This window comes from Vibrio sp. 10N.286.45.E10 (genome assembly GCF_002874195.2).
Lineage (GTDB): Bacteria > Pseudomonadota > Gammaproteobacteria > Enterobacterales > Vibrionaceae > Vibrio > Vibrio crassostreae.
Genome location: NZ_MCWD02000002.1, coordinates 1,582,484 through 1,609,144, shown reverse-complemented (window position 1 = coordinate 1,609,144; position 26,661 = coordinate 1,582,484). Strand labels below are relative to the sequence as shown.

24 protein-coding genes and 2 pseudogenes are annotated in these 26,661 nt (G+C 43.4%); 7 read left to right on the top strand and 19 right to left on the bottom strand.

Going from position 1 to position 26,661, the window contains the following annotated elements; all coding sequences use genetic code 11:
• From pntA to BCU34_RS20160, 3 genes are all read right to left on the bottom strand, one after another.
• A complete protein-coding gene (gene pntA, locus BCU34_RS20170; protein WP_048662800.1) occupies nucleotides 1–1,548 on the bottom strand; it encodes a Re/Si-specific NAD(P)(+) transhydrogenase subunit alpha in 1,548 nt (515 codons plus the stop codon).
• A 300-nt stretch (nucleotides 1,549–1,848) separates the two neighbouring features.
• Nucleotides 1,849–2,130 carry an HlyU family transcriptional regulator gene (locus BCU34_RS20165; RefSeq protein WP_004731023.1) on the bottom strand — a complete coding sequence of 94 codons (282 nt, stop codon included), beginning with the start codon at nucleotides 2,128–2,130 and terminating at the stop codon, nucleotides 1,849–1,851.
• A gap of 39 nt (nucleotides 2,131–2,169) precedes the next feature.
• Nucleotides 2,170–2,538, bottom strand: a complete 369-nt coding sequence (locus tag BCU34_RS20160; RefSeq protein ID WP_048660158.1) for a late competence development ComFB family protein — start codon at nucleotides 2,536–2,538, stop codon at nucleotides 2,170–2,172.
• 339 nt (nucleotides 2,539–2,877) lie between these two features.
• Here BCU34_RS20160 and BCU34_RS20155 point away from each other — a divergent pair, with 339 nt between their 5' ends.
• Nucleotides 2,878–4,119 (top strand): GGDEF domain-containing protein, encoded by a 1,242-nt coding sequence (locus BCU34_RS20155; protein ID WP_102480862.1) that lies wholly within the window; start codon nucleotides 2,878–2,880, stop codon nucleotides 4,117–4,119.
• A gap of 32 nt (nucleotides 4,120–4,151) precedes the next feature.
• Here BCU34_RS20155 and BCU34_RS20150 read toward each other — a convergent pair whose 3' ends face one another.
• The gene (locus tag BCU34_RS20150; RefSeq protein ID WP_102480863.1) at nucleotides 4,152–5,162 is read right to left on the bottom strand and encodes a Solitary outer membrane autotransporter beta-barrel domain; all 1,011 of its coding nucleotides are present in this window, start codon (nucleotides 5,160–5,162) and stop codon (nucleotides 4,152–4,154) included.
• A gap of 78 nt (nucleotides 5,163–5,240) precedes the next feature.
• Entirely contained in the window at nucleotides 5,241–6,191 is a 951-nt protein-coding gene (locus BCU34_RS20145) for a diguanylate cyclase (protein ID WP_102480864.1), read from the bottom strand.
• A 152-nt stretch (nucleotides 6,192–6,343) separates the two neighbouring features.
• On the opposite strand from BCU34_RS20145, the gene BCU34_RS20140 reads away from it, so the two are divergent.
• Nucleotides 6,344–6,781, top strand: a complete 438-nt coding sequence (locus BCU34_RS20140) for a DUF3069 domain-containing protein (protein ID WP_004731036.1) — start codon at nucleotides 6,344–6,346, stop codon at nucleotides 6,779–6,781.
• Nucleotides 6,782–7,057: 276 nt separating this feature from the next.
• Here the strand turns inward: BCU34_RS20140 and modC are convergent, their stop codons facing one another.
• From modC to BCU34_RS20120, 4 genes are read right to left on the bottom strand one after another with little or no spacing between them, the layout of a single operon-like run.
• Nucleotides 7,058–8,164, bottom strand: a complete 1,107-nt coding sequence (gene modC, locus BCU34_RS20135) for a molybdenum ABC transporter ATP-binding protein ModC (RefSeq protein ID WP_102480865.1) — start codon at nucleotides 8,162–8,164, stop codon at nucleotides 7,058–7,060.
• Entirely contained in the window at nucleotides 8,161–8,859 is a 699-nt protein-coding gene (modB, locus tag BCU34_RS20130; protein ID WP_102480866.1) for a molybdate ABC transporter permease subunit, read from the bottom strand. The genes modC and modB overlap by 4 nt, the downstream gene beginning before the upstream one ends.
• The gene (gene modA / locus BCU34_RS20125; protein WP_102480867.1) at nucleotides 8,860–9,618 is read right to left on the bottom strand and encodes a molybdate ABC transporter substrate-binding protein; all 759 of its coding nucleotides are present in this window, start codon (nucleotides 9,616–9,618) and stop codon (nucleotides 8,860–8,862) included.
• A gap of 13 nt (nucleotides 9,619–9,631) precedes the next feature.
• Nucleotides 9,632–11,101, bottom strand: a complete 1,470-nt coding sequence (locus tag BCU34_RS20120) for a cobyric acid synthase (RefSeq protein ID WP_102480868.1) — start codon at nucleotides 11,099–11,101, stop codon at nucleotides 9,632–9,634.
• Nucleotides 11,102–11,371: 270 nt separating this feature from the next.
• Here BCU34_RS20120 and BCU34_RS20115 point away from each other — a divergent pair, with 270 nt between their 5' ends.
• Nucleotides 11,372–11,752 carry a YgiW/YdeI family stress tolerance OB fold protein gene (locus BCU34_RS20115; RefSeq protein ID WP_102433172.1) on the top strand — a complete coding sequence of 127 codons (381 nt, stop codon included), beginning with the start codon at nucleotides 11,372–11,374 and terminating at the stop codon, nucleotides 11,750–11,752.
• Between the two features lie 98 nt (nucleotides 11,753–11,850).
• Nucleotides 11,851–12,375 (top strand): hypothetical protein, encoded by a 525-nt coding sequence (locus tag BCU34_RS20110; protein ID WP_048608275.1) that lies wholly within the window; start codon nucleotides 11,851–11,853, stop codon nucleotides 12,373–12,375.
• 168 nt (nucleotides 12,376–12,543) lie between these two features.
• On the opposite strand, the gene BCU34_RS20105 is transcribed toward BCU34_RS20110, so the two are convergent.
• The 4 genes from BCU34_RS20105 to BCU34_RS20090 form a co-directional block, all read right to left on the bottom strand.
• Complete coding sequence (locus tag BCU34_RS20105; RefSeq protein ID WP_081090187.1) at nucleotides 12,544–14,151, bottom strand: ABC-F family ATPase; 1,608 nt, start codon at nucleotides 14,149–14,151, stop codon at nucleotides 12,544–12,546.
• A 324-nt stretch (nucleotides 14,152–14,475) separates the two neighbouring features.
• The gene (locus BCU34_RS20100) at nucleotides 14,476–15,162 is read right to left on the bottom strand and encodes a RimK/LysX family protein (RefSeq protein WP_102480869.1); all 687 of its coding nucleotides are present in this window, start codon (nucleotides 15,160–15,162) and stop codon (nucleotides 14,476–14,478) included.
• Nucleotides 15,163–15,173: 11 nt separating this feature from the next.
• Entirely contained in the window at nucleotides 15,174–16,358 is a 1,185-nt protein-coding gene (locus BCU34_RS20095; protein ID WP_102480870.1) for an amino acid aminotransferase, read from the bottom strand.
• A gap of 217 nt (nucleotides 16,359–16,575) precedes the next feature.
• Nucleotides 16,576–17,412 (bottom strand): AraC family transcriptional regulator, encoded by an 837-nt coding sequence (locus BCU34_RS20090; RefSeq protein WP_102480871.1) that lies wholly within the window; start codon nucleotides 17,410–17,412, stop codon nucleotides 16,576–16,578.
• 132 nt (nucleotides 17,413–17,544) lie between these two features.
• Between BCU34_RS20090 and BCU34_RS20085 the strand changes: the two genes are divergently transcribed.
• A complete protein-coding gene (locus BCU34_RS20085) occupies nucleotides 17,545–18,930 on the top strand; it encodes an MATE family efflux transporter (RefSeq protein WP_102480872.1) in 1,386 nt (461 codons plus the stop codon).
• Between the two features lie 118 nt (nucleotides 18,931–19,048).
• On the opposite strand, the gene nrdG is transcribed toward BCU34_RS20085, so the two are convergent.
• Nucleotides 19,049–19,519 (bottom strand): anaerobic ribonucleoside-triphosphate reductase-activating protein, encoded by a 471-nt coding sequence (nrdG, locus tag BCU34_RS20080; protein ID WP_102480873.1) that lies wholly within the window; start codon nucleotides 19,517–19,519, stop codon nucleotides 19,049–19,051.
• Between the two features lie 125 nt (nucleotides 19,520–19,644).
• Nucleotides 19,645–21,765, bottom strand: a complete 2,121-nt coding sequence (gene nrdD, locus BCU34_RS20075) for an anaerobic ribonucleoside-triphosphate reductase (protein WP_102480874.1) — start codon at nucleotides 21,763–21,765, stop codon at nucleotides 19,645–19,647.
• A 303-nt stretch (nucleotides 21,766–22,068) separates the two neighbouring features.
• Here nrdD and BCU34_RS20070 point away from each other — a divergent pair, with 303 nt between their 5' ends.
• Nucleotides 22,069–22,944 (top strand): endonuclease/exonuclease/phosphatase family protein, encoded by an 876-nt coding sequence (locus BCU34_RS20070; protein WP_102433167.1) that lies wholly within the window; start codon nucleotides 22,069–22,071, stop codon nucleotides 22,942–22,944.
• 89 nt (nucleotides 22,945–23,033) lie between these two features.
• On the opposite strand, the gene BCU34_RS20065 is transcribed toward BCU34_RS20070, so the two are convergent.
• Both BCU34_RS20065 and BCU34_RS20060 read right to left on the bottom strand, forming a co-directional pair.
• A complete protein-coding gene (locus BCU34_RS20065) occupies nucleotides 23,034–23,465 on the bottom strand; it encodes a YeeE/YedE family protein (protein WP_065677065.1) in 432 nt (143 codons plus the stop codon).
• Nucleotides 23,465–23,647: pseudogene (locus BCU34_RS20060) on the bottom strand (YeeE/YedE family protein); the annotation flags it as partial. The gene BCU34_RS20065 and the pseudogene BCU34_RS20060, both read right to left, overlap by 1 nt.
• 50 nt (nucleotides 23,648–23,697) lie before the next feature.
• Here BCU34_RS20060 and BCU34_RS20055 point away from each other — a divergent pair.
• A protein-coding gene (locus BCU34_RS20055) for an IS3-like element ISVisp1 family transposase (RefSeq protein ID WP_102479999.1) occupies nucleotides 23,698–24,878 on the top strand; the annotation gives its coding sequence in 2 pieces (ribosomal slippage) (nucleotides 23,698–23,983 and nucleotides 23,983–24,878; 1,182 coding nt in all).
• Nucleotides 24,879–24,914: 36 nt separating this feature from the next.
• Here BCU34_RS20055 and BCU34_RS20050 read toward each other — a convergent pair.
• A pseudogene (locus tag BCU34_RS20050) lies at nucleotides 24,915–25,196 on the bottom strand (YeeE/YedE family protein); the annotation flags it as partial.
• 202 nt (nucleotides 25,197–25,398) lie between these two features.
• Nucleotides 25,399–26,631 carry a glycosyltransferase gene (locus BCU34_RS20045; protein ID WP_048662816.1) on the bottom strand — a complete coding sequence of 411 codons (1,233 nt, stop codon included), beginning with the start codon at nucleotides 26,629–26,631 and terminating at the stop codon, nucleotides 25,399–25,401.
• Nucleotides 26,632–26,661: the final 30 nt, after the last annotated feature.

Genomic DNA, 26,661 nt, shown 5'->3' with positions numbered 1-26,661 from the left:
TTAGTCTTTACGGAACATTTCAAGCATACGTTTGGTCACGGTAAAACCACCAAAGATATTGATACTTGCAATTAATACGGCAATAAATGATAAGAAAGTGACGACGCCACTTCCTTGTCCTATCTGTAACAGTGCACCTACAACGATGATCCCTGAGATCGCGTTAGTCACGGACATCAAAGGCGTATGCAGAGAATGGCTTACATTCCAAACTACGTAATAACCCACCACACAAGCGAGAACAAAAACGGTAAAGTGGGATAAGAACGCAGCAGGAGCAACCGATGCTACCCAAGCGAAAGCACCAACCGCTATTGCAATGCCAGCGACTTTCTTTACCGGAGACACAGGTTGTTGAACCTTCGGTGGAGCTTTAGCTTCTTCGGGTTTGGCCTGTTGTGGCTGAGCAGAAACTTGAATCGGCGGAGCTGGCCAAGTCACCTCGCCCTCTTTAACCACAGTAACACCACGCAGAACGACATCTTCAAAGTCGATATTGATGTTGCCATCTTTCTCTTTGCAAAGCAGTTTCAGCAGGTTAACTAGGTTCGTTGCATATAGCTGAGATGATTGAGTTGGCAGTCGACCAACCATATCAGTGTAACCAACCACCTTCACGCCGTTAGCCGTTGTGATCACTTGATCAGCAACCGTATATTCGCAGTTACCGCCATTCGCAGCGGCAAGGTCCACAATCACGCTACCTGCACTCATACTGTCTACCATCTCTTTGGTAATCAGCTTAGGCGCTGGGCGACCTGGAATCAGTGCCGTTGTAATGATGATGTCGACGTCTTTAGCTTGAGCGGCATAAAGCTCTTCAGCTTTCTTGTTGAATGCTTCAGACATCTCTTTTGCGTAGCCATCACCCGCGCTGGTATCTTCCTTGAAATCGACTTCCAAGAATTCAGCGCCCATAGACTCAACTTGTTCTTTTACTTCAGGACGAACATCGAACGAACGAACGATCGCACCCAAACTACCCGCAGCGCCAATTGCCGCTAGACCAGCAACACCCGCACCAGCAACCAGTACTTTTGCTGGTGGAACTTTACCTGCCGCCGTAATTTGACCCGTGAAGAATCGACCAAATTCATGCGCCGCTTCAACCACAGCACGATAACCCGCGATGTTAGCCATAGAACTCAATGCATCTAGTGCTTGAGCTCTTGAAATACGAGGTACAGAGTCCATCGCCATCACGTTGATGTTACGACTGGACAATTGTTCCATTAATTCAGGATTTTGAGCAGGCCAAATAAAGCTGACCAATGTCGCGCCATCTTTAAGTAGATCGATTTCATTTTTAGACTCGTCAACGATCGGAGCGTTAACTTTAAAGATAATATCGGATTTCCAAGCTTCATCTGCGGTTACAATTTTTGCACCAGCTTGTTCATAAGCTGCATCTTCAAAACTTGCTAACGCACCTGCTTGTGATTCAACACAAACTTCAAATCCTAATTTTAGAAGCTGTTCTACCGATTTCGGCGAAGCAGCGACTCGCGTTTCACCCGCGAGTGTTTCTCTTGGTACACCAATTTGCATAGCTATTCCTTGACTATTGGCACGAATGACTTATTCGTTTGTATCTAACGACAACTAATACTTCAAGCGTTTTGTTCAAAGAACAGGAAAAGTTATTACTTATAACGATTTGGATGGAATTTGAGCGCTTCATTTGAAGAAATGACGACCGCCTCGAACAAAGAGGTCAAACCACTTGCAAATAATCCTTTAAATAAAAACTTACTAGCTGTTCTTTGTCCCTAAAACTAAAAAGAGCTTTCAGCATATACACTGAAAGCTCTCGAAATGATGACCAACATCAATTCTAACCCTAATTGGCTAGCTAAATATATTGTCGCCCATTTGGTCGATGAACATCTGCGATTTTTTAAGCATCAATTCATCGGCATCTTGTTTGTTTGAAACAACGTCTGAACGAATAAAACGGTGAGTTTTAATTTCACCATCGAATTCTTTCTCAATTCGCCCAGCAACACGGTATTGACCAGATTCTGCAATGGCATCTTGATAGATATTGAAACCCTTATATTCGACTGGCTCAATCTCTACTTTTTGTTCGGTTTTTTCTTTGCCACCAAATAATCTAGAAAAGAATCCCACGTTTTTTACTCCTTAAATGACCGTATTAACCCTAAACTATCATGACTGTTTACGGTTCAACAACGGCTTTTCATACCATTGTAATTCTACGTCATCATCAAAATTGTGTTGACTAAATATAACGGGCACATTGTCGTCACGTTCGCGTCTTCGGTCGTCAATAATCATACTTTCTGCATTTTTGACCGCGATCTCACTATTGCGCTTATATAGCACCAATTTGTCTTCTGGCAATGCTGACAGAAAATCGATATCAAAACGAATATAGATGGGTTTGAGTTGACCCAAAGCCAAACACGCGAGATCCGCCAACTGTTCATTGGTATAACTAGACACATATTCCTCGGTAGACAATACATGACCCACCAGAGTTTCCATATAGTTATGAACATCAACACTAATTTGCATACCACACCTCCATTTGTAGCTATCACAACAGATCGTGTCCTAGCCTAATTTGGCAACGATCTACATATTGTTACCTTACTATACCCTACTCATTACTACAGATTTACTAACTGCATGTTAAGTAACTATAACGACTAATTAATTTCTCATATATACTATGTAGTTCGCTCTATGGTTAATAGCAACTCAAATACATATAAAAAGAGTTGCACCAATAGCGACCTATGACTATGTTTTTGCTCTGATTTACGCAAAAAGCTTGGCAATCGCTTGTTTAACCGTATCCTACGTATAAAATTAAATTACAAGATCATCAGTACACTTAGGCTCACCACATAAATGGCATCTTCTTTTGTAACGTCGAGCATGTTTCGATTTTGCTTTCCCTTACTTCTATTAGCAATGTTACTCGTAGGTATGAACAACGTCATTCTCGTGACCGATTCAAACTTAGGGTTTGCTAGCAACCTTCCGTATATTTTATTGAGCGTTGCCGTTTTGCTGTGTCACACATTCAGGCAAGGTCGTATGGCTATGGTGTCTCTTACCATGCTCGTTGCCTATTTTATCATCCAAGTCCGCTTACAAACCCCATTAAACACTGGAACCACATTATTGGAGCTGTCTCTTCTGGCCGCTTTAGTGCCGGTTACTTGCTTATTGGTATATGCCTTCCCCGATAACGGGGTTAACTCAAAGTCCATGTTACTTTACGCCTTGGTTGTGGTGCTATTCATGGTTTGGGCGCAACTGATTGTGTCTCACTTCCATGCCGGAGGTTTTGAATCATGGAGTGAAGGGGTTCTATTTACCGTTAGAGACTTTTCTAAACTGCCTTTTATTCTGGTGCTCTATAGCCTTTGTTTACTGGGCCTAACGTCGATTTTGGTTTTAGTCTATAACCGCTCTATCGATGTCGTTGTTTACAGCGCGATTTTGTTGTCTTCGAGTACCTTCATATTCTTTGATATCCAATACATCTCAAGCACCATGTTCTCTTTGTCAGGCATATTGATTATCGTCTATGTAATGTCTGCTAGCCATGATATGGCCTTTAATGACCAACTGACTAACATCCCAGGCAGACATGCATTAGAAGTCGATATGAAGCACCTAGGGCGTAGATATTCGATGGCAATGGTCGATATCGATCACTTCAAGAAATTCAACGATACCTACGGACATGATATTGGCGACGATGTGTTAAAACTGGTGGCTCGTATTCTGAGAGAAACGACCGGTGGCGCGAAAGCTTATCGTTATGGTGGCGAAGAGTTCACGATCATTTTTAAAGGCAAATACTCGGAACAGGTTAAAGAGCACCTTCAAGCTCTGATTTCCGAGATTCAGAACTACGACATGACGATTCGGAATAGCCACGAACGCCCTGACGATCATGAAGTGGGGATTAAAAAGCGGGGTAAGAATGGCAAACCATCGGAAGTGGTGAACGTGACGGTGAGTATTGGGCTGTCTGACAGTACCACCACCAGACATCCTGAAGAAGTGCTGAAGCTTGCTGATAAGGCTCTCTACAAAGCGAAAGAAACAGGTCGAAACAAGCTGTGTGTTGATAGTTAAACGTAAGTCTCGGTAACTAGATTAGAGGGAGCTTAATCTTGGTTGAAGAAGATAACCAAGCTCCCGCCTTTTAAGCTACTTCCGTAGTTAATCGTAAAACCTATTCCCACGTTATCGACCCATTCATTAAACAGGTTTGGGTTAAGCAACCACCCTACACTGCCCTCGTAATATGACGTTGTCCCCATAGGTGCTACAGTATCGCCCCCAATATCAATTCGTCTGATACTGGAATACATCGATGTGATGTTTTTGTCCCAACGTACTAAATCATAAAAGATCTTTGCTTCATTGGCGATATACCAACCTTCTGGGTGGCCAATGTTACCGTTATTGGCTTCCCCCCAACCCACACCATTAAAATAATGCCAACTGGTACTGAGTTTGTATTTACCCCAGTTATTCTTGTCTTCATAGATCAATTTAATCTTGGGCTCTATGATGTAAGCCCAAGCGTCAGTATTGAGATACAACCCATCAAGCTGTTCGGCAACAGGTTTAAGTATGTTCGCACGATACTCAAAATCATTCCGATAGTAAGAGATATGGTTACCAATCGCTGAATGAAAACTCCAGTACTCATCCAACTGAGACACGTTTGCAAACTCAACATAGCCAGATATCACAGTCTCTTTCTGAAAATCAGACACAGTTTCTGATGCGTATTGAACGTCTTTCTCAGTGCGTAATGCTGATAAGCGCAGCGTCACCTCTTGATGGTTATCTTCGATATAAGCTGGTAGCTCAAATGTATAAGGGAGGCTAAGTGAGGTTATGTTTTTCCGACGACTTACGGAATCATTCGAACCAATGTCTTCATTGTCTAAACGAAACACTTTATTAGGGTCAAAGTTGTTGATACCAAAGGTAAAAAAATCAGTGTCGTTAAGAAGTACACTGGTTGCAAAGTTCTGCTCTATATCCTTACGGACAAGATCAGACAACTGGTTCGCTTGAACATTGGTAGGAACCGCAAAGTAGAATACAGGGACAATCAGTGTCCAACATGTATTAGCCATAGAAAATGACTTTGAATATGGCATTTCTCTTATCACTTAAAGTACTTCCAAGCTCAAACGCTAATAGAAGTATAAATTCAAATATCCGGAAGAGCTCGCCAACTAGCCTGCAAGCTCCAAAATACTGCGCTGTACAAAGGTATTTCTACCACTTTGCTTCGCTTGATAAAGCGCTTGATCAACCTTTTCGTAAATAGAGGCGATAGATTCACCCCCTTCTGGTGCAAATGACAACACACCTTGTGACACTGTCACCCTATCAGAAACCGTTGAATAATCGTGGACGTAATTCATTTCATGTAGCGCTTCTTTTATGCGTGTCGCCTGTAACATAGCAGCATCGCTATCCGTATCACTTAAGATAAGAACAAACTCTTCACCGCCATAACGGCCGACAAACTCTCCTGCTCGAACAAAAAGCAGCTTCAAGGTATTAGCAAGCTCTTGCAAGCACTTATCCCCTTGAATATGGACGTAATTATCGTTGTAAGGCTTAAAGAAGTCTACATCTAGCAATATAACTGTCATGGGTATATTACGCCTTCCATGCCACGCTATGCTCTCTTCAAGCTTAGTGTCCATATATCGACGGTTGTACAATTTGGTCAAGCCATCTTCATTGGCTTGTTGCTGCAAGAGGATATTCAGTTCTTCGAGCTTGGCGGTACTCTGTTTTAACTCTCGTCTCATATGCGCGATACGCTGCATCGCAATCAGCTTAGAATTTAAAACCACCTTGTTTACAGGTTTTATCAGGTAATCATCACCACCAGCGTCAATCGCTTTCGCGATCATTTCAGGTTCTTCGTGGCCACTTAGAAAGATGATCGGAACCCATTCTGGAAATTGCCTACGAACCTCGTTAGCCACCTCAAAACCATCCATGTCTGGCATGCTAATATCAAGTAACACAAGTTCAGGATCAAAATCAGAATAGACGTTCAGGGCTTCTTTTCCGCTACCGACAGCTTCAACAATATGACCCAATTGCTTGAGTCGAATAGCAAGTTGCATCCTGTCTAGTTGAACATCATCAACCAGCAATATGCGCATCGAAGATCCCTTTTCTATCATCACATCACCTTTATCTAGTGTTGAATATTCAAAGTAGCTCAAATTTGGGCTTAAATCATGCCCTAATCTCTATATTATATTGACTTTTTTACAGATCTTTTTAGCATTGTTTCTTTTTAAAGAGAAATACTATGTCAGACGCTACAAACAACGAAGTACAAGAAATCGATTTAACCACTATCTCACCAGAGCTTCGCCAAGTTATCGAATTTGATGAAGTGCCTAAAGAGATGCACAACATGGTTACTTCTATTCATGAGGTGTCTGAAGAAGCAGTGCGTGAAACTTGGAGCAGCCTTCCAGCAAGCGCACAAAATGTTTTGGACAACTTTGAGCAATTCCACGCTCTAATATCTGTTAGCCAAGCTTTTGCTGGCGTAAACATGATGGAAGAGTTCCCTACTCTTAAACTTCCAGAAGGCATGTCTGATGAAGAAAAAGAAGAGTACCGAGCTCAACTACTTGACCAAATTTTACATAACTGTGTAAAAGATATGGCTAAGCAAATCAAGAAAGCGCGTCGCGATGCTATCTTGAAGCGTGATTTTAAAGAAGTCTTCATCCGATAAGCTATTCCTCAGACCTAACTTTAGGTTGAATGCTTAACGAAAACTTAATGATGAAGCCGTATGTTATTACAAACATGCGGCTTTTTTGTGCCTGATACTTTTTCTTATTATTATTGAGGTAATTAATATGCCTCAGCACACATACAGCGTGGCTCAAAACTGGCAGTTATACCGTATAAAAATGACGCATGTCTCCATTCATGGAATCAAGATCGAATTTTCAGAGCCTAGAAACTGCAACATCACGACAATATCGAAAAGGTGACCTTGACAGATTTAATGTGTTACCGCGATATCTCTTTGAGCGACACTTACACCTTTAATTTGCGCGTAAACACGCTGCCCAATTTCTAGATTCAACTCATCCAGAGCCCACAACGTAATCGTTGCCCATAAGTAACATCCAGACTCTAACTCTAGTTCGACAGCGACACTCTGCTTATTTGTGCCTTGTTGGTGCGTCTCTACGCTTTTAATAGTGACAGGAAGGATATTACGAATCGAAGTCCCTTTCGGCTGTTCTAGTGTGATAGAAACATCATTTGCCCTAACTTGCAGCCTTACTGCAGTACCAAGCTCACTCGACACTTTCTGAACCCATAATGACGTCGACTTTCCTAACATTAGGCGAGACAGTGCATAATCATCATTGTGTTCCGCTAATGTGGCTTCAAATAATGAGCTTTGCTCTGAGAAAGATTGCCACGGTTGCATAGCTCTCGATGCCCAAACCTCTTCTGTCACACCCGACGAAATGACTTTGCCTTGTTCGATGATCACAAGATGATTGGCCAAGCGTAGAATCTCGTTAAGGCTGTGCGTCACGTAAATGATCGGAATCTGAACGGTTTCAGATAAGTTCTCCAAAAACGGCATCACTTCACGCTTACGAGGCAAGTCGAGAGACGCTAATGGTTCGTCCATCAGCAAAATGCTCGGCTTAGACAATAAAGCACGTCCAATCGCCACTCGTTGCTTCTCACCACCCGACAAACGAGCTGGGTAACGGTCTAGCAATAAACCGAGAGATAACAAGGAGACAATCTGATCGAAATGCGGTTTATCAAAGTCTTTGATGCCATATTTAAGATTGCCTGACACCTTCATATGCGGAAACAATCGCGACTCTTGAAACACATAGCCGACATTACGTTTGTGAGTCGGCAAGTTAATGCCCTTATCACTATCAAACAAGGTGGTTCCCGATACGCTGATCAAGCCCTTATCTGGCTGTTTAAGACCACTAATCGCATTGATAAGCGATGTTTTACCCGCGCCAGAACGACCAAAGATCGCAGTAATACCGGAACTTGGGAGTTCTAGGTCGATATCAAAGAAAGTTTCACCCAACTGTTGCTGGTATTGGAGGATCAAAGCACTCATGCATTGCCTCCTAGTCGCTGTGCCGACTTCTTATTGAGCCATTCAGAAAGCATCAATGAACCAAGCGCTATAACAATTGAAATGACACACAAACGTGCCGCTTCCATTTCAGCGCCAGGGGTTTCAATAAAGGTATACATGGCTAATGGGATGGTTTGAGTTTCACCGGGAATATTGGAAACGAAGCTGATTGTCGCGCCAAACTCACCCAAGCTTCTTGCGAATGAAAGCATGGTGCCGGTAATAATCCCAGGGATCATCAGCGGTAATGTAATAGTGAAGAACACACGAATCGGTGAAGCGCCCAATGTAGCAGCGGCCTCTTCAAGCTTACTGTCTACGGTTTCTAGGCTCAGCCTGATGGAGCGAACCATTAATGGCAGCGCCACAACCACGCAAGCGAGAGCTGCGCCCTTCCAACTAAAGCTGAATACAATACCAAACACGTCATTGAGCCACGAGCCTATGATGCCTTGCCTACCCATCATCACTAACAGTAAATATCCGATGACCACAGGTGGAAGTACCAGAGGTAAATGGACAATGCTCTCTACAATGCTTTTGCCTACAAATTGTTTCTTAGCAAGTAGCCACGCCAAACCAATGCCGATAGGAATAAGCCAGAAGATTGCAAACCCAGCGACTTTCAAGCTCAGCATTAAGGCTTGGTATTCGTATTCCGATAAGTAACTCATTTAACGCACTTCAAATCCAAAACTGTTCAAGGTGTCTTTCGCTTTTTCGCTCTTTAGGAAAGTATAGAACTCTTCTGCAACGACTTTATCGTTCAATTTCGCTACAGGGTAACGTATTGGTGTGTGCAGATCAGATGGGAACGTCAACACTAGATTTACTTCTTTTGAAAGCAATGCGTCCGTCTTGTAGACAATCCCAAGCTTAGCTTCACTACGCTCTACTAAGGCTAAGGCCATACGAACATTGTTACTTGGTGCCAATCGAGTCTTCACATCGTCCCATACACCTAACGTTTCTAACGCTTCTTTCGCATAGATACCAGCAGGAACCGATATGGTGTTGCCCACTGCAAGCCTCTCATTAGTAAGCAGTTTAGCCCATTGATTACCTTTTGATAGGTCTAATGTTACCGATGTCTCTTTAGGGGAAATCAGCACAAGTTCGTTTTCACATAAATTTGTGACACTGTCACTAGAAACCAATTTACGATCGACTAAATGCGTCATCCATTTTTCATTTGCCGAGATAAAAATGTCTGCTGGTGCTCCTCTTTCGATTTGTCGTACCAAAGATGACGTACTCGCGTACACAGGAGTCACATCGACAGAATGATCTTTCTCAAACTCTTCAACCAACAGATTAACAGCATTGGTCATTGATGATGCAGCATAAACTCGCAGCTTTTCAGCAGCCAAAAGATGAGTGGAAGTCAGTGCCGAAGTTAAGGCCATGGCTAAAAGGATGACTCGCTTTTTCATTGTTATCACTTATCTATGTTCGTTTCAGTTCTGGCCAAAGCAGGTCAAGATCTAAGTACTCTTCAATGGCATCCGCGATTCGATTAATACCCAGCTCTTTAAGCTGTTCATGGTCAATCGCTGTTACATCGTTGGCTCCTGCCCATTCGCAAATAAGCGACAACGCATCACTGTTATCGAATACGCCATGCAGGTAAGTACCAAAAATCGAGTTGTCTTGATTTACAGCGCCATCAAGGTTGCCTGATTCTAACTGAACAGGTAAAGCCGTTTCATTGACATCAGTCCTACCTACGTGAATTTCGTAACCTTTTACTGGTGCTGTTTTACCATCAAGCGTCATGGTGCCGCGTACATTTGTTAAAGTTTTCTGCTGTGTAAGAGTCGTTTCAGTATCCAAATACCCTAACCCTTCACTGCTGCCGGGCGTACCTTCAACGCCATCAGGATCGTGGATGATGTTACCTAACATTTGATAGCCGCCGCAGATCCCCATCACTTTGCCACCTAAGCGCAAGTGACGTTGAATATCTATATCCCAGCCTTGTTGTTTTAGGTAATCCAAATCTGCTCTTACAGATTTTGTACCCGGCAAGATAATCAAATCTGCATTGTTTACACGTTCGCCTTTACCGACATAACGTAAATCAATTGAAGGATTCAGTCTTAGCGCATCAAAGTCCGTGTGATTGCTGATTCTGGTTAACACCGGAACCACGACCTTAAGCTTAGCTTCTCCGTCAGACTCTTGAGCAGAGGTAATCGCATCTTCCGCTTCTAAGTTAAAACCATGAAGATACGGCAAGACACCAATAACTGGTTTACCAGTTTTTTCCTCTAGCCAATCTAGGCCAGATTGAAGAAGTGCGATATCGCCTCTAAAGCGGTTTATCACAAAACCTTTTACGCGAGCTTGTTCAGTTTCAGATAGCAGAGCCAATGTGCCGTAGAGGTGCGCAAAAACGCCACCACGGTCAATATCAGCAACGATGATCACTGGGATATCCGCTTTTTCAGCAAATCCCATGTTAGCGATATCATTTTCACGGAGATTGATTTCAGCTGGGCTACCCGCACCTTCAATCATTACACTTTCGTATTCTTCAGAAAGTCGGTCAAACGAATCGACAACCGTATCCATCGCAACTTTCTTGTAATCATGATAACCCGTCGCTTCCATGTTACTCAGCGCTCGGCCTTGCAGAATCACTTGTGCGCCGGTATCTGAATTAGGTTTTAGTAGTACAGGATTCATGTGAACGGTTGGCTCAATATTACAAGCTTGCGCTTGAACCGCTTGAGCGCGACCAATTTCACCACCATCTTTTGTCACAGCACTGTTTAACGCCATATTCTGTGGCTTGAATGGTGCCACTTTGATTCCTTTCCTTGCCAAAACACGGCATAAACCTGCCACCAATACACTTTTTCCGGCATCTGACGTGGTTCCTTGAACCATAAGGGCGCTTAATGGTGCTCGCATTTGTACTTAAATCCTTAATTTCTCAATTTGTAGCTGAAGGCAATATTTCTCTACCTCCATCTTAACGTCATTGCTAAGCAGATGCTCAATAAAATGAATGGAAAATGAATGTGTTACTCACTCTGGATTCAACCCCAGTGTTGTTTAATAGCTACATCGAAACGAAGCTTGTGAACGATAACAGGCGCTTCAACAAAAAACGTACTAACGAAAAGAAACGTTTCAAATTGAGAAAACGTTTCTACTAAAAACAACATTAAGGAATTCACCATGAAAAAAACTGTATTAGCTATCGCATCTACTATTATCCTTGCCCCAACTTTCGCAATGGCTAGTGACCACAGCAACAATAACAAGCACGAAAGCGCTATTGCTTACACTGGACCAATTGAAACCGTTTCTGTTGCGACACTACTTGCCGATACAAGCATGTTCGCAGAGCAAGAAGCAATTGTGGATGGCAAGATTGTTCGTCAACTAAAGAATGACACGTTTGTATTCTCTGACGGCCAGAGTGAAATTCAAATAGAACTGGATGATGACATCCGCCTAGCACAACCGCTAACCGCTGATACAAAAGTTCGTATCTTTGGTGAATACGAAGGCGGAAAAACTCCGGAAATCGAAGTAGATCATATCCAAGTTCTATAAGCGATAATTATAAAACATACTGACTTCAAACAATTGGCCTGCATATTGCAGGCTTTTTTGTATTATACTGCCGAAAATACAATTTATATGGAGTCACCATGCTAGGTTGCACGAATAAGACTGTCCTTTTAGGACTCGCTGCACTGTGTTCATTCTCTGCGTCTGCAAACAACTTTAACTACAACACATTCGAGCTGCGCATGGGTACTAGCCCAAGTACTTTCGGCGGTGAAGTAACAACAATGTTCACTCAGAACTCTCACTTTGTTGCTCGTATCGATTCAGAGTTTGAAAGTGATTGGGATGCAGCGGTAGGTATGGGATTCAACGGCCCAATCAGCCAATTTGCTGACGTTACTGGTCAAATGTTACTGCACAACATCGAACGTAATGACGACAACCACATCAAAACAGAAATCAACCTTGGCTTGAGAGCTTGGTTAATGGCAAACGTTGAAGTTAACGCGCGCCTTGGTCAACTGATCGACAACGATGACACTCGTTCTATTGTTGGTATCGGTGCTCGTTTCCATTCTACTGATCAACTGTCTGTTGGCCTTGATATGCGTAATAACGGCACATACGGCCACCAAATCTTAATGTCGGCTCGATTCGGATTCTAATCTAGATTTCGTATCTAGGTTTTATTGATAAGCTTAGGTTTAGTTACTGAGTAATAAATAGCTGAACATATTACATAGAAAAGCCCCGAACACATTTATGTTCGGGGCTTTTTTGTTTGTTAGTTTCGCTGGCTTTAAGTCGTTCACGCTCTAAGCCAGCGACTTGCTTTATAAATTAACCATCAGCATCTTTTTCTGGTGATCTAGGTATTCTTCGTAAGTACCTTGGAAGCTCACTAGCTGTTGGTCTTTCACATCGATGATGTGTGTTGCTAGTGAAGAAACGAACTCGCGGTCATGGCTTACGAAGATAAGTGTGCCAGTGTAAACCTTAAGTGCATCGTTCAGGGCTTGGATTGCTTCCATATCCATGTGGTTGGTTGGTTCGTCCATTACCAGCACGTTGATGTCTTGCATCATTAGCTTGCCGAATAACAGACGGTTCTTTTCACCACCAGAACAGTTACGCGCTTTCTTGTTCGCATCGTCAGCAGTGAACAATAGACGACCTAGAATACCACGTACCATTAGATCATCGTGCTTCACTGTTCGCCATTGTGAGATCCAATCAAAGATGCTCAGGTCGTTATCAAAATCCTTAGTGCTATCTTGTGGGCAATAACCTACCGATGCATTTTCAGACCATTTTACGATGCCTTCATTTTGCTCTAGCTCTTGAACTAGGCAACGTAGAAGTGTGGTTTTACCTACGCCGTTCTCACCGATTACGGCAAGACGTGTACCCGCTTCAAGTAGCAAGTTACCACCAGCAAACAATGTTTCGCCATCGAAGCCGTGACCAAGGTCTTGAAGTTCAAGCGCTTGACGGTGCAGTTTCTTGCCTTCACCAAAATCAATTGATGGGCTCATACGGCTCGATGATTTCACTTCATCAAGCGTGATCTTGTCCATTTTCTTAGCACGAGAACTTGCTTGTTTCGCTTTCGATGCGTTCGCACCAAAACGGTTTACGAAGTCTTGAAGCTCACTGATTTCAGCCGCTTTCTTAGCGTTGCTTGCTAGAAGCTGCTCTCGAATCAAACCAGACGCTTCTAGGAAGTACTCGTAGTTACCAGGGTAAACGCGTAGCTCACCGTAATCGATATCCGCCATGTGCGTACACACAGAATTCAGGAAGTGTCTATCGTGCGATATGATGATCATTGTACATTTACGCTGGTTCAGCTCTTCAGCAAGCCAGTTGATCGTATGAATGTCCAAGTTGTTGGTTGGTTCATCAAGTAGCAAGATATCTGGGTTTGCAAACAGAGCTTGTGCCAATAGCACACGCAGTTTCCAACCTGGAGCAACTTGCTGCATCAGACCGAAATGGAACTCTTCTTCGATACCGGCTTGGATTAGAATATCGCCAGCACGGCTTTCTGCTGTGTAGCCATCCATTTCCGCGAATTCGCTTTCAAGTTCTGCGACTTTCATACCATCGTCTTCGCTCATTTCTGGCAAAGAATAAATGCGGTCACGTTCTTGTTTTACTTCCCACAGTTTTCTGTCACCCATGATTACAACGTCGATAACGCTGTATTGTTCGAAAGCGAACTGATCTTGGCTAAGCACACCCAGTTTTTCTCCTGGGGTGATAGAAACGTTGCCCGAACTTGGCGTTAATGCGCCACTTAGGATTTTCATGAACGTTGATTTGCCGCAACCATTGGCGCCGATCAAACCATAACGGTTGCCGTTACCAAATTTAGCAGAGATGTTTTCAAACAGCGGCTCTGCGCCAAATTGCATTGTGATGTTCGCGGTAGATATCAAAGAACTAATTCCTAAGCGTGTACTGACAGATAATTATTAGACTATTTCAATAACCTAAATAAGAAGTACGAAAGTATGGATTAAACAAAAATCGAAGCGCGGATTATATAGAGATCTCGATCACGTTGTCGAGGTTAAACAGTAAACGAATAGTAAACATAGACCATTTAGATGCTTTTCATACGTTATTGGGGTGTAAATAGAAAAATCCCCACCAGCAGAACCGGCAGGGATTTCATTTATCAACACTAAAAGTCTTTTAAGCTCGTCACTTTTGAAACTATAGCTCTTCCAAACGAAAAGCTTTGATGACTAGCAGAACTGTTATTTAGTTATTTTCTTTTGAACGTATTTTTGGCTTACATCTACTACCGCAACATCTCTAAAGAAGCTTCTACCCAACAGAAGTGGGAATGAAAGATGCGTTCGGTCCGCTAGAGTAAACTCAGTTTTGTCTTTCAGGTCACCGATTTGAATTGAAGCGACAACCACAGCACGTCGTTGTGTGCCTTCCGCGCTCGACTGCTTGATCTTAACCCAACGCTCTACCGGTAAGCTGATCTCTTCCGTAGTGATGCCATCATGTTCGATTTTGAACTTAACCCAGTCTTTTCCGTCACGTTCAAAATCAACAATATCAACCGCACTGATTGAAGAGGTTGTTGCGCCTGTATCGACACGTGCTTTAAACGCTTCTTTCAAACCTGGTACAAACACCCACTCTTCTTCACCAAGAATCAGTTTGCCATCGCTTGTTTTAGTCGGCTTTGGAGCTGGCTTTTCTTCAGGCTTTGGTTTCACTTCTGGTTCAGTTGGTTTTACTTCTTCAGGCTTCTCTGTAGGTGCCGTTACTTTCTCGCCTTCAGTTGCGTCAGTCTTTGAAGAGTCATCCACAACAGGTTGTTCTACTTGAGGCTTTTGCTCTGGCTCGACAGGAGCTTGAGTCGTCGTCGAACAAGCAAACAGGCCACCACTTAGCATTAAAACTACAATCGCTTTCCGGTTATACATTCAGTCACCTTCTATTTTGAAACGTTGGCTATCGCTTTAGCTACATAAGGAATATGAGATTCGGAAAGGCCTGCAATATTGATGCGTCCATCACCAACACCATAGACTCCATACTCTTCACGTAATTGATTCATTTGAGTTTCTTTAAAGCCTAGTACACTAAACATGCCTTTATGGCTTTCAATGAAATCAAATTGTGACGTGTTATAAGTATTTCGCAATTCATCACATAAACTTTGGCGCAGATTTAACAAACGTTGCTGCATTTCACTCAATTCTTGCTTCCAAATCGATGTTAGCTCTTGATTCTGAAGAATTGTTTTAACCAAAGCGGCACCATGATCTGGCGGCATTGTATAAGTTGAACGAGCAAGCGTAAGAAGCTTACCTTTAGCATTACCAACGTGTTCGCTGTTCTTGCCAATCACGATAGCGGCACCCGTTCTTTCACGGTATAAACCGAAGTTCTTCGAGCAAGATGTCGTAATCAACATCTCTTCGACGTTGTTAGCCATGTGTTGAAGACCTTTAGCGTCTTGTTCTAGGCCATCACCAAAACCTTGGTAGGCAATATCAACGAACGGTAAGAAACCATTCTTCTGAGATAATTTGGTGATTTCCTGCCACGCTTCAAAGTCGATATCTGCACCCGTTGGGTTATGGCAGCAACCGTGCAGTAGTACCACGTCTGATGGACCCGCTTTCGAAAGGTCATCCAACATTCTTGCAGTATCAACTTGCTTCGTTTCAGGACTGAAGTAATTGTAGTATCGAACTTTTAAGCCTGCCGCTTCCATCACCGGTTTGTGGTTAACGTAGCTTGGGTTTGAAATCCAAACTGTGGTGTCTGGTTGAGAAACTTTCATTAAGTCACCCAACATGCGAAGTGCACCACTTGCACCAGGTGTTTGAATCGCAGCAACGCGATCCATTGCAGAAGTCCCTTTAAGCAGCAGATCAACCATGCTCTGGTTAAACTCTTCACAGCCTGCTAGGCCAACGTAAGCTTTGGTTTTCTGCGTATCAACAACGATATCTTGAGCCATAGAAACGGCTTTCATGATCGGTGTTTCGCCTTGGTCGTTTTTGTAAACGCCAATGCCTAAGTCGACTTTATCAGTACGAGTATCGCCGCGGTAAGCAACAGAAAGAGATAGAATTGGATCTAAAGTTGGTTTTGGTAGATGTGAAAACATGAAAGTCACAACCCTTTGAAATTCAAGTAATGAGTTTCACGTTAACATTATCGTAGACAAATCAGAAACATTTTTTAATAGAAGCGTTTAGTTACCATAAGTAATCAGAGATTGGTCATTTCAAACGGATAAATAGTGCAAATTTCATACACCTAATGACCTATTTAACAATTTAAAGCGCTTTATTTCTATGTGTCTTATGTTCCCATGTGCCCTATTAAGCACTTTGTTTGAATTGCCTTGGTGTCATTCCCGACCACGCCTTAAATCGGGTACTGAAGTTGGCAGCATTGGGATATCCCACTATCTCACCGATATGTTGAATCGACCAATCACTCGATTTCAACAAACGTGCTGCGTATTCCATTCTCATGCGCATGATATGAGTCATTGGGCTGTGTGAGTAATAGCGCTGGCACAAGCGATGGAAATGCGGCTCTGAACACGGGAATAGGTTTGCCAGCTCATGTACATTCCACTCTTTATGCAGCTGCTTTTGTACGTTATCGAACACTCTTCTTAATCGAATCAAATTTCTAGATTGCTGCTGCGGGACTGGCGCATTAATCATGAATTCTATTTGGGCTACGCTGTGAATGGCAATCGCTCCACCGAGATCAATGGGCAACGCGATGCTTCTTAACAAGGTATGAATGCAAGACGAAACAACTTCTGCTGCCGGAGAGAGCGTATAACTCACCTCATCATTGACGACATTTCCCCAGTGCTTATCAGGCGATAGAAAGATCCAAGCTATCTGCCATGTCTCTTCTTCAATCCCAAAGCCGTTCTCAACGCCTGCAGGCACAGTAATACACGACCCCGGCTCTAGAATGTATCGACACCCTTCGCTTTCGAGCCACCCTTTGCCTCTTACGGTATACAACAACATGTGTTTTTGTTGGTTCTTTCGATAAACAGAAAAGAAATCACGACACGATGCTGTCCCACATTGAACAATACCCAGTTCTTCGAATGCCAATACATGGCTTTGATCGACAAACTCTTGATGGGTCTTTTCAGAGATCTCGTACCGTTCTTGTTTCTCGCTCATACCATTGCTAGCTCGTTCATGTTGCCGAACTACCAAAGTGGATAGTTTGGCAAAAGTTTGTGATGAACCTGAACAATACAGTTAAAACAAATACCGATAAACTTCTCGCATATTCACTAGAGGGGAAATGCGATGCTCTCGACATATCGTCATTTAGACAAAGAATTTTGGCACAAGCTGTTACACATCGGTTTACCTGTCTCACTGCAAACTATGTTGTTCTCATTGCTCGGCGTGGTCGATATTTTCATGGTCAATCAGCTTGGTGATGCGGCAACTGCAGCAGTTGGCGTTGGCAACCGTATCTTCTTCTTTAACTTAATCATGGTTTCCGGAATTAGCGGTGCAGTCAGCGTGCTAGCTTCGCAATATTTTGGAGCGGGTGATTTCAATGGCATTCGACGTGTCTTGTCGCAATCTTGGGCGTTGTCTATCTTTGCTATCATCCCTTTTGTTTTGATTTATACACTGATTCCTGAATCAGTCGTGTCTGTGGTGGCCTCAGACCCTGATTACGTCCGCTTGGCAACGGATTACCTTTGGATAACAGGAGCCAGCCTTATTGGTACGGCAATCGTTGTGCCGCTAGAAAGCGCGCTGCGATCTGTCGGTGAAGCCAAATTGCCCACCAAGATAAGTATTTGGGCAATCATCGTTAATGCGATTCTCAATGCCCTGCTGATCTTCGGACTATTTGGTTTTCCAGAACTCGGCGTGGTTGGCGCAGCGATAGGCACCACAGTTTCTCGATTATTTCAGACCATTGCACTGCTAGTTATGGCGAGGAAACATTACGCGCATCTATTCCCTACAATAGAGAGTTGGCGTGATGCAATCTTACCCAAGCACAGGAAGAAGTACTTCAAGATTGCCATTCCTATGTTAGTTCATGATACGGCATGGGCTGGTGGGATACTGATTTACAGCGTCATTGTAGGTCAGATTGGCGTTGGTGAACTTGCGATCATCTCACTGTTATCACCAGTGGAAAGCATCTTAATTTCTGCCTTCTTGGGCTTTGCTGTTGCCGCTTCGATCATTCTAGGCAATGAGATTGGTGCGAAGAATTATCAACGTGTTGAAAATACCGCTTGGGGCTATGTACTTGTCAGTTGTGCACTTGCGACACTATTGGCAGTGCTGTGCTTTATCGCCAAGCCAGCCATTGTTCAATTAATCGATTTAACGCATCTGGAACTCAAAGATACAGCGGTCAACGTCGCTTTGGTGATGGCCGCAGGGATGATATTGAGAGTGTTCAACATGGTTGGCATAGGTGGCGTGTTAAAAAGCGGCGGAGACATCAACTACAGCATCTTCATCGACATATTTGGCCAGTGGGCCATTGGTATTCCCCTCGCCTATTTCACCGCTTTAGTACTGGGCTGGTCTTTAGAATGGGTGCTGATGATTGTGTTACTGGAGGAACTAGCGAAGATCGCTTTAACTAGCCAGCGAATTCACTCTAAGAAATGGATCAACAACCTAATAGAAGAGCGGGATCACGTCGCAGCTTGAATGCGAGCTTGAGCGAATAAACCAAACGAAAAGAACTCACACCCAAGGGCCGATTGGTTGCATTGCGCTAACCATGACGCCCTTTTTCGTTTACGAGTGTGCAAAGTCACGACAGCAGTTATATATCAGTAAATCGATGGATAATTTGGTTTGAACTGCCACGCCAATCCAACATCGGATCCGCTTTGTCTTGTTCAAAACGACCATCAATCAAGGTATCAACGTACTCCAATACTTGCTTCTGCTTTTCATCGAGTTCGTCGAGTTCGTAACCCGTCCACATCCAAATATCTTTACCTTCACATTCTGCTTTTACACGCTGAACAAGCTTAAGCACTTCAGACACGTTTGCAGGATGCAGAGGATCACCACCAGAAAGCGACAAACCACGACGCTTGATTCGCGGATCATTGAGATCAGCAATAATGTGGTCTTGAAGTTCTTGAGTGAACAAATGCCCAGAGTCCAACCTTTGCGTCGATTGGTTATAACACCCGCGACACTGGTGTATACAACCCGACACAAACAAAGTGCAGCGTGTTCCTGGGCCGTTTACAACGTCGATTGGGTGATATTGATGATAATTCATAAGGCAGTATTGAAAACTCGTTATTGCTTAATAGTTTGAAGCGAAATGCTGCAAGAACTGAAACAAAAGAATTGGTATCGACATAACGCCAATACCAATCTTATTTCTAATGCTCTTAGGCCTGACTAAAGGTGCTTCACGCGGCGTTTAACTTCTTCTTGTTTGCCGAAGTTAAATGGTCGTGCATCAGGGCTACCAAGGTAACCACAAACGCGGCGCGTTACCGACACTTTGGTTGAGTCATGGTTGCCACACTTAGGGCAGGTAAAGCCCTTACTTGTACAATCAAACTCACCGTTGTAACCACACTCGTAACACTCATCAATTGGCGTATTCGTGCCGTAGTAAGGTACGCGTGTGTAGCTGTAGTCCCATACGTTTTCTAGTGCTTCAATGTTCTTTTGCATGTTCGGGAATTCGCCGTAACAGATGAAACCACCGCTAGAGATTTCTGGATAAGGCATCTCGAAATCGATCTTGTCGTATGGGTTCACTTTCTTCTGTACGTCTAAGTGGAAGCTGTTAGTGTAATAACCACGGTCTGTTACGCCATCGATCACACCAAACTCTTTGGTATCGATGCTGCAGAAACGGCTGCATAGGTTTTCACTTGGTGTGCCGTATAGGCTGAATGCGTAACCTGTCTCTTTTGTCCAAGATTCCACTTCACGCTTCATGTATTCCACCAGCTCAAGCGCTTTAACACGCATTTCGCCATCGTCGTACAAGTGAACGTCAGTGCCGTAAAGCGCTGTCATTGCTTCGTGGATACCAATGTAACCAAGAGAAACAGATGCACGGCCGTTCTTGAAGATATCAGCAATAGAGTCGTCTGCTTTCAAGCGAACACCACACGCACCTTCCATGTATAGGATTGGAGCAACACGTGCTTTCACGTTTTCTAGACGAGAAATACGTGTTTCTAATGCACGACGAGCCAGCTTGAGTTTTTCATCAAGCAGTTCGTAGAACTTAGCCATATCTTGCTTCGCGTTAATCGCGATACGTGGCAAGTTCAGGCTAACAACACCTAGGTTGTTACGACCTTCATGAATCAACTCACCGTTTTCTTCGTAGGTATTCAAGAAGCTACGGCAGCCCATCGGCGTTTTGAATGACCCTGTCACTTCTACTACTTTGTCATAGTTAAGAATGTCTGGGTACATACGCTTAGACGCACACTCAAGCGCTAGCTGCTTGATGTCGTAGTTTGGATCTTGCTTCTGGTGGTTCAAACCATCTTTGATTGCAAACACCAGTTTAGGGAACACGGCTGTTTTGCGGTTCTTACCCAAACCTGCGATGCGGTTTTTCAAGATAGATTGCTGGATAAGTTTCGAACCCCAACTTTCGCCTAGACCAAAACCAAACGTCACGAATGGTGTTTGACCGTTAGCTGTGTGTAGCGTGTTTACTTCGTACTCTAGAGATTGAAACGCGTCGTAACACTCTTTCTCTGTACGAGAGATAGCAAAAGCTTCTGGGCTATGAATGTCCCACTCTTTCGCTAACGATAAATGCTTTTCGTAACTCGCCATTACGTAAGGTTCTAAAACCTCATCGATACGGTTAATCGTAGTACCGCCGTATATATGGCTCGCCACTTGCGCGATGATTTGTGCTGTAACCGCAGTCGCCGTAGAGATCGACTTCGGAGTGTCGATTTCCGCGTTACCCATCTTGAAGCCATGCGTTAACATGCCTTTCAGATCGATAAGCATACAGTTAAACATTGGGAAGAACGGTGCGTAGTCTAGATCGTGGTAGTGAATGTCACCACACTCGTGAGCTTGTACGATGTCACGTGGCAAAATGTGAGTTTTCGCATAGTGTTTAGCCACGATACCCGCCAGCAAGTCACGCTGAGTTGGGATAACTTTGCCGTCTTTGTTGGCATTCTCATTGATCAGATCAACATTGCTTTCTTCGATCAAACCTTCGATCTCACGAGTTAAAGCACTTTGCTTTTCACGTGCGATGTCGCGGTCATGACGATATTCAATGTAAGCACGAGCCAGAGACTTATATGGCCCCTGCATTAGCTCGTTCTCGACCATGGTTTGAATTTCAGAGATATGAACTTCATCGTAGTCTTCGAGCTTCAACTCAACTGCTAATGCCACATTCAGTGCATAAATAGCAATTTCCTTATCGGCTTTGTCTGATGCTGCTTCCACTGCAGCTTGGATGCGATCTCTACTGAATGGAGCTCTTGAGCCATCACGCTTGATTACGATTGATTTCACCACTTCTCCTTACTCTTGAGGTATTCACAGACTTACCCACAAACACACTATATAGAGCGATTTATCGTTTAACTAACACTAGATATTGTGGCGTATTTAACGAGAACCACCAACTTTGAGTATTGATTTGGATCAATAAAACTCTCACGCTGACTAAGATCAATTCAATATTATTACGCCAGTTCTCAAGTCGAAAAGAAACAATGTAACAATAAAAAAACTGCTAAAAAGAGTTGAATTTTTGGTAAGTGTTGTAGGATAACGGCTCATCAATATTGGCAGACAAAATTAGGGATATTTGGCATGAAACGACTTCGAAACTGGATAATGTTAGGTTGCGTACTCAGTAGCCACGCATTTGCTGAACCTTTGACCATATCCAGTTGGAATATCGAATGGTTATCAACCAACGAGGCTGTGAATAAGTTTTCCGCCCAACGTGATCAAGCTGATTTCAACAAACTTGAAGAATACTTTCAGTCTTTAGATGCGGATGTGGTCGCCTTTCAGGAAGTCGACGACTTAAATGCCATTCAGCGCGTGGCTGGCGATCAATACAAGATATTGATGTCTGACCGAGCATTACCAGAAAACAGTAACCGCCAGTTCAAAGAAGTGAACCAATACACAGGCTTCGCAGTTCGCAAAGGAATCACACTCACCGACTACGCTGACTTTCCTCTGGAGTTGGATTCTAACAGCAAGCTTAGGTTTGCCAGCTATGTGGTCGTTGAAACGGACTCAAAACCAATTCACATGTTGTCTGTGCATTTAAAGGCAGGCTGCAGCGGAGCGTATAAGTCTAACCGCGATTGTTCGCGCCTAAAAGACCAAGCACAGCAACTGAATAAATGGATACAACAAAGAGAACGTAACGGTGAAGACTACGCGATCTTAGGCGACTTCAACCATAACCTATCCTACTCAAGAGATTGGATGTGGAAGGATTTAACTGAAAACACGGATGCTCGTTTGGCGACAAGGAAGACCCGTGCAGATTGTAAGGTTCGCTCAAATCGTAATAACCACCGCACGCACCAGTTCCGTTCTGTAATAGACCATATTGTGGTGAGCAAGTCCTTAGATGCTACTCCTGCGAAACAAAAGGTATTTGAAACGCAAGATGTGCTGGACTACAAACTCAGTGACCACTGCCCAGTTTCAACGACTATCAACTAATTGTTGTAGATCTAAAAAGAGACCGACTGGCTGCGAGTCGGCCTCTCTAATGCTTATATCAAGCCAATTCGATACACGATAGGTTTACCCTAACAAGTTTTATTCGTTCGACCTGCCAACCACATCCCCGCCAGCATGCTTATCATAAACACCCACACGGTTGGGTTACCGCCACTAAGACTCGTAACAGCAGGTCCTGGACAAAAGCCTGCAAGCCCCCAACCTAATCCAAACGCTGTTGAACCTAGAATCAGTTTTCTGTCGATTAGCGGATTGTTACGGCTATCTAACGGCTCACCATTGATCGCTTTAGCGCGCTTTTTAATGACTAAGTGATAAAACGGAGCGAACACCAGTAGCGCACCGCCCATCACAAATGCCAAGCTGATATCCCAATTGCCAGTCACATCTAAGAAGCCAAGTACTTTCTTTGGATCAACCATACCTGAGATGATCATACCCGAGCCAAACAAGATTCCAGCAAGTAAACCAACAACGATACTAAATGAAGAATTTTTCATTATGCCCCCAACCCTATCAGGTTCTTGATAAGCACGGTTGCTATTGCCACACCCATGAATACACACGTTGCGATAATGGAGCGTTTAGACAAACGCGCCATGCCGACAATGCCATGCCCACTAGTACAGCCGTTTGCCGTTTTAGTGCCAAAACCGACTAACAGACCAGCAATAACGACTACTGTAGTTGACCCGATCTAGTGGACACCTTCAATAGTAATTGGAGGTGTTTATGCCAGCTTATAAATCAGGTAAAAAAACTCAACAATATCTTACGGAATTTAAGGTAACTGCTGTCCGACTTTCGCTTCGAGAAGGAGCTACAGTTAAAAGCGTGGCGCTATCATTAGATATCCACCCTTATATGCTTTCTAAATGGCGAAAGGACTATAGAGAAGGGGTTATTATGGAAGATAAACGTAAGAAAAGGACTCAGATCCCGAGCCAGAAAACTGAGTCTAGTCGGATTGCAGAGCTCGAACGTCAGAATGAACAACTTAAGCTCGAGAATGACTTGCTAAAAAAGTGGCAACGATTCGTTGCCCAAGAAAATCGACAAAATTCCGATTCATAGCCCATTACAAAACGCGTTATTCCATTGTATTGATGTGCCGTTTTCTATCTGTTTCTAAGTCGGGTTACTACGCATGGCTTGATAGAGAACCAAGCCGCTACGATCAAGAAGAGCAGGCTTTGAAGAAGCGTATAATTAAAGTGTTTACCCAGAGTCGAGAGACTTACGGCAGCCCACGAGTTCATGCAGAACTGAGGCGCCAAGGCGTTTTGGTTAGCCGCAAGCGTGTGGCTCGGATCATGAGAGAGCAAGGGCTAAGAGCACGAAGTTATCGCATTTACATGAAAATGGCCAAGCTACATCGGTTCTATCAATCGATTAAGAATATTAAAAAAGACACACCAAAACCAACAGCAGTTAATCAACAATGGTCAGGAGATCTAACGTATATAAAGCAAGGTAAACGTTGGATGTATCTAGCCGTCGTTATCGACCTTTACTCACGTAAAATCGTCGGTTGGTCGCTTGGTAGTAAGAAGAGTACACAGCTAACGATGAGTTCGTTGAGAATGGCCATTAGAAATCGAAAGCCACAAGAGCGCTTATTGTTTCATACCGACAGAGGCTCTGAATATCGAGCCCATGAAGTTCAAGCTTTATTATCAAAAAATGGAATTGTCCCAAGTATGAATCGTCCAGGTCATTGCACCGATAATGCGGAGGTGGAGTCATTCTTCCATACGCTCAAAGGCGACATAATTAGGAAAAATAGTTTTAAAAGTGAGAAGCAGCTTAGAGATAAACTTGCCGGTTATATCCAGCATTTTTATAACCGTTATAGACTGCACTCAAGTCTCGGATATCGAACCCCACATGAGTATGAAGTCGTGACGGGTTAAAGAGAATAGGGTGTCCATTTTATCGGGTGAAGATCATACCAAAAGGTTCATCTCTTCCAATTGAGGGAGTTGGTAACCGGTAGGAATTAACAACCAACCACTAACTACCATTCCAACAACAAACGCGATACGCCAATGCTTTTCAGTTTTTTCTGCATCCGTGTCTTTGCTTTCTTTGTTGCTGGTGCGAACTGGTAATAAACGGCTGACAATGCCACTAATACCTGCAACTCGACCAATGCCCAACATTAAAACAATGGCCGACACACCTAACAACATGCCACCGAAAAAAGCATCCCAAGGAATAAAACTAACCACTGGCCTCTCCTATCCACAAACTCGAATCTAACTCACCGCTATTTAAATTAGAGTTTACTAATAAATATAAATTAGTCAATGCTAATGTAACACCAGCATGTTTCGGTTTGTAAATCAGTAATCAAAAAGCTTCCCCCATGAAAAAAGCCCCTAGGTGTTAACCTAAGGGCTTAAGATTTCTTCTGTCTGTGGTAAAGAACCGTTATTTAATCTTATTCTTCTCCGCAATCCACTGCGACATGTACTTAGTGCTTGCCATGCTGTGGTGCTTTAGCATTGAACCGAAGAAATTATCCAGTCGATGCGAATCAAGCTCAGAATCTAGCGCAATTAATCGCTCGATCAATTTGTCGCCCAGTTGATTCTGTTCATAGTACGCTTCAAGAATTGAATGACACTGGCTTTGAGCTTGAAGCCACTTATCTTCATCTTTATAGAGAGCGACAGCTTGTTCAACAAACTCGTCGATATCATCTGCCACCGCACCCGGCCATTGCAGTTTGCCTTGTGGTAGCATGCCTTCACTGCCGATCTCACTCGTCACGTTTGGAGTTTGCAGCTTCATCGCATCAAGCAGCTTACCTTTAATGCCCGCACCAAAACGTAATGGCGCAACACAAACACGTGCCTGTTCCATCACTTCTTGAGCATCTTTAGCCCAACCTTTGATGTGGAAACCGGTTTTAGGGTTATGCAAAGCGGTTGCCTTTGGCGGCGGGTATGAACCGTAAATATGAAGCTCAGTGTCAGGCAACTGCTTACGAATCTTCGGCCAAATCTTCTGTAACTGAAGCACCGCATCCCAGTTAGGCGCATGTCTAAAGTTACCTATCGTCATGAAATGCTTACGTTCTTCAAAACTTTTTGTGCTTTCAGGTAACGTATTAAGATCAACCATAAACGGCAGATGATGTAACAGCTTTGGATCGATATTGAACTCAGATTGGAGCAGTTCCATCTCGTAGCTTGAGATGATCAACGAAAGATCACAGCGCAGAATCGCGGCAATTTCACGTTTCGCCAAATCACTGTACAGGTATTCTTTCGTTAACTCTGTCTCTTTCTTAACTGCTTCATGTCGAGCATTGCGTAGGAATTGTAAATCTTCAGTATCCAGTAGTTTAAAGGCATTCGGACATACCTTCTCAACGCGCCAGCCGAATTGCTCTTCCATCATAAAGCGGTCAAACATTACAACATCAGGTTGCAGCTCTTCGATGTACTGGTCAAAGCTATCGCAATTTAGCTGAATAGATTGGCTTGTGATGCCCTCTTCTGAGAGGTCGATCATGTGCTCGGTTTCTTGAGCTGGCGTTGCGAATTCAACAGACCAACCTTGTCTCTTAAATAGACGCAAAAGAGACATCATGTGGCTGCCAGCCGCCGATGAATTCGGTTCTGGCCAAACGTAGCCAATTGCTAAAACTTTCTTCAAAACACTTCCTAAGAAATAACAAAAGGGACT

Coding starts and splice junctions, on each gene's coding strand:
- pntA (WP_048662800.1), bottom strand. CDS start 1,548: ATGCAAATTGGTGTACCAAGAGAAACACTCGCGGGTGAAACGCGAGTC.
- BCU34_RS20160 (WP_048660158.1), bottom strand. CDS start 2,538: ATGCAAATTAGTGTTGATGTTCATAACTATATGGAAACTCTGGTGGGT.
- BCU34_RS20155 (WP_102480862.1), top strand. CDS start 2,878: ATGGCATCTTCTTTTGTAACGTCGAGCATGTTTCGATTTTGCTTTCCC.
- BCU34_RS20150 (WP_102480863.1), bottom strand. CDS start 5,162: ATGCCATATTCAAAGTCATTTTCTATGGCTAATACATGTTGGACACTG.
- BCU34_RS20145 (WP_102480864.1), bottom strand. CDS start 6,191: ATGCGCATATTGCTGGTTGATGATGTTCAACTAGACAGGATGCAACTT.
- BCU34_RS20140 (WP_004731036.1), top strand. CDS start 6,344: ATGTCAGACGCTACAAACAACGAAGTACAAGAAATCGATTTAACCACT.
- modC (WP_102480865.1), bottom strand. CDS start 8,164: ATGAGTGCTTTGATCCTCCAATACCAGCAACAGTTGGGTGAAACTTTC.
- modB (WP_102480866.1), bottom strand. CDS start 8,859: ATGAGTTACTTATCGGAATACGAATACCAAGCCTTAATGCTGAGCTTG.
- modA (WP_102480867.1), bottom strand. CDS start 9,618: ATGAAAAAGCGAGTCATCCTTTTAGCCATGGCCTTAACTTCGGCACTG.
- BCU34_RS20120 (WP_102480868.1), bottom strand. CDS start 11,101: ATGCGAGCACCATTAAGCGCCCTTATGGTTCAAGGAACCACGTCAGAT.
- BCU34_RS20115 (WP_102433172.1), top strand. CDS start 11,372: ATGAAAAAAACTGTATTAGCTATCGCATCTACTATTATCCTTGCCCCA.
- BCU34_RS20110 (WP_048608275.1), top strand. CDS start 11,851: ATGCTAGGTTGCACGAATAAGACTGTCCTTTTAGGACTCGCTGCACTG.
- BCU34_RS20100 (WP_102480869.1), bottom strand. CDS start 15,162: ATGTATAACCGGAAAGCGATTGTAGTTTTAATGCTAAGTGGTGGCCTG.
- BCU34_RS20095 (WP_102480870.1), bottom strand. CDS start 16,358: ATGTTTTCACATCTACCAAAACCAACTTTAGATCCAATTCTATCTCTT.
- BCU34_RS20090 (WP_102480871.1), bottom strand. CDS start 17,412: ATGAGCGAGAAACAAGAACGGTACGAGATCTCTGAAAAGACCCATCAA.
- BCU34_RS20085 (WP_102480872.1), top strand. CDS start 17,545: ATGCTCTCGACATATCGTCATTTAGACAAAGAATTTTGGCACAAGCTG.
- nrdG (WP_102480873.1), bottom strand. CDS start 19,519: ATGAATTATCATCAATATCACCCAATCGACGTTGTAAACGGCCCAGGA.
- BCU34_RS20070 (WP_102433167.1), top strand. CDS start 22,069: ATGAAACGACTTCGAAACTGGATAATGTTAGGTTGCGTACTCAGTAGC.
- BCU34_RS20065 (WP_065677065.1), bottom strand. CDS start 23,465: ATGAAAAATTCTTCATTTAGTATCGTTGTTGGTTTACTTGCTGGAATC.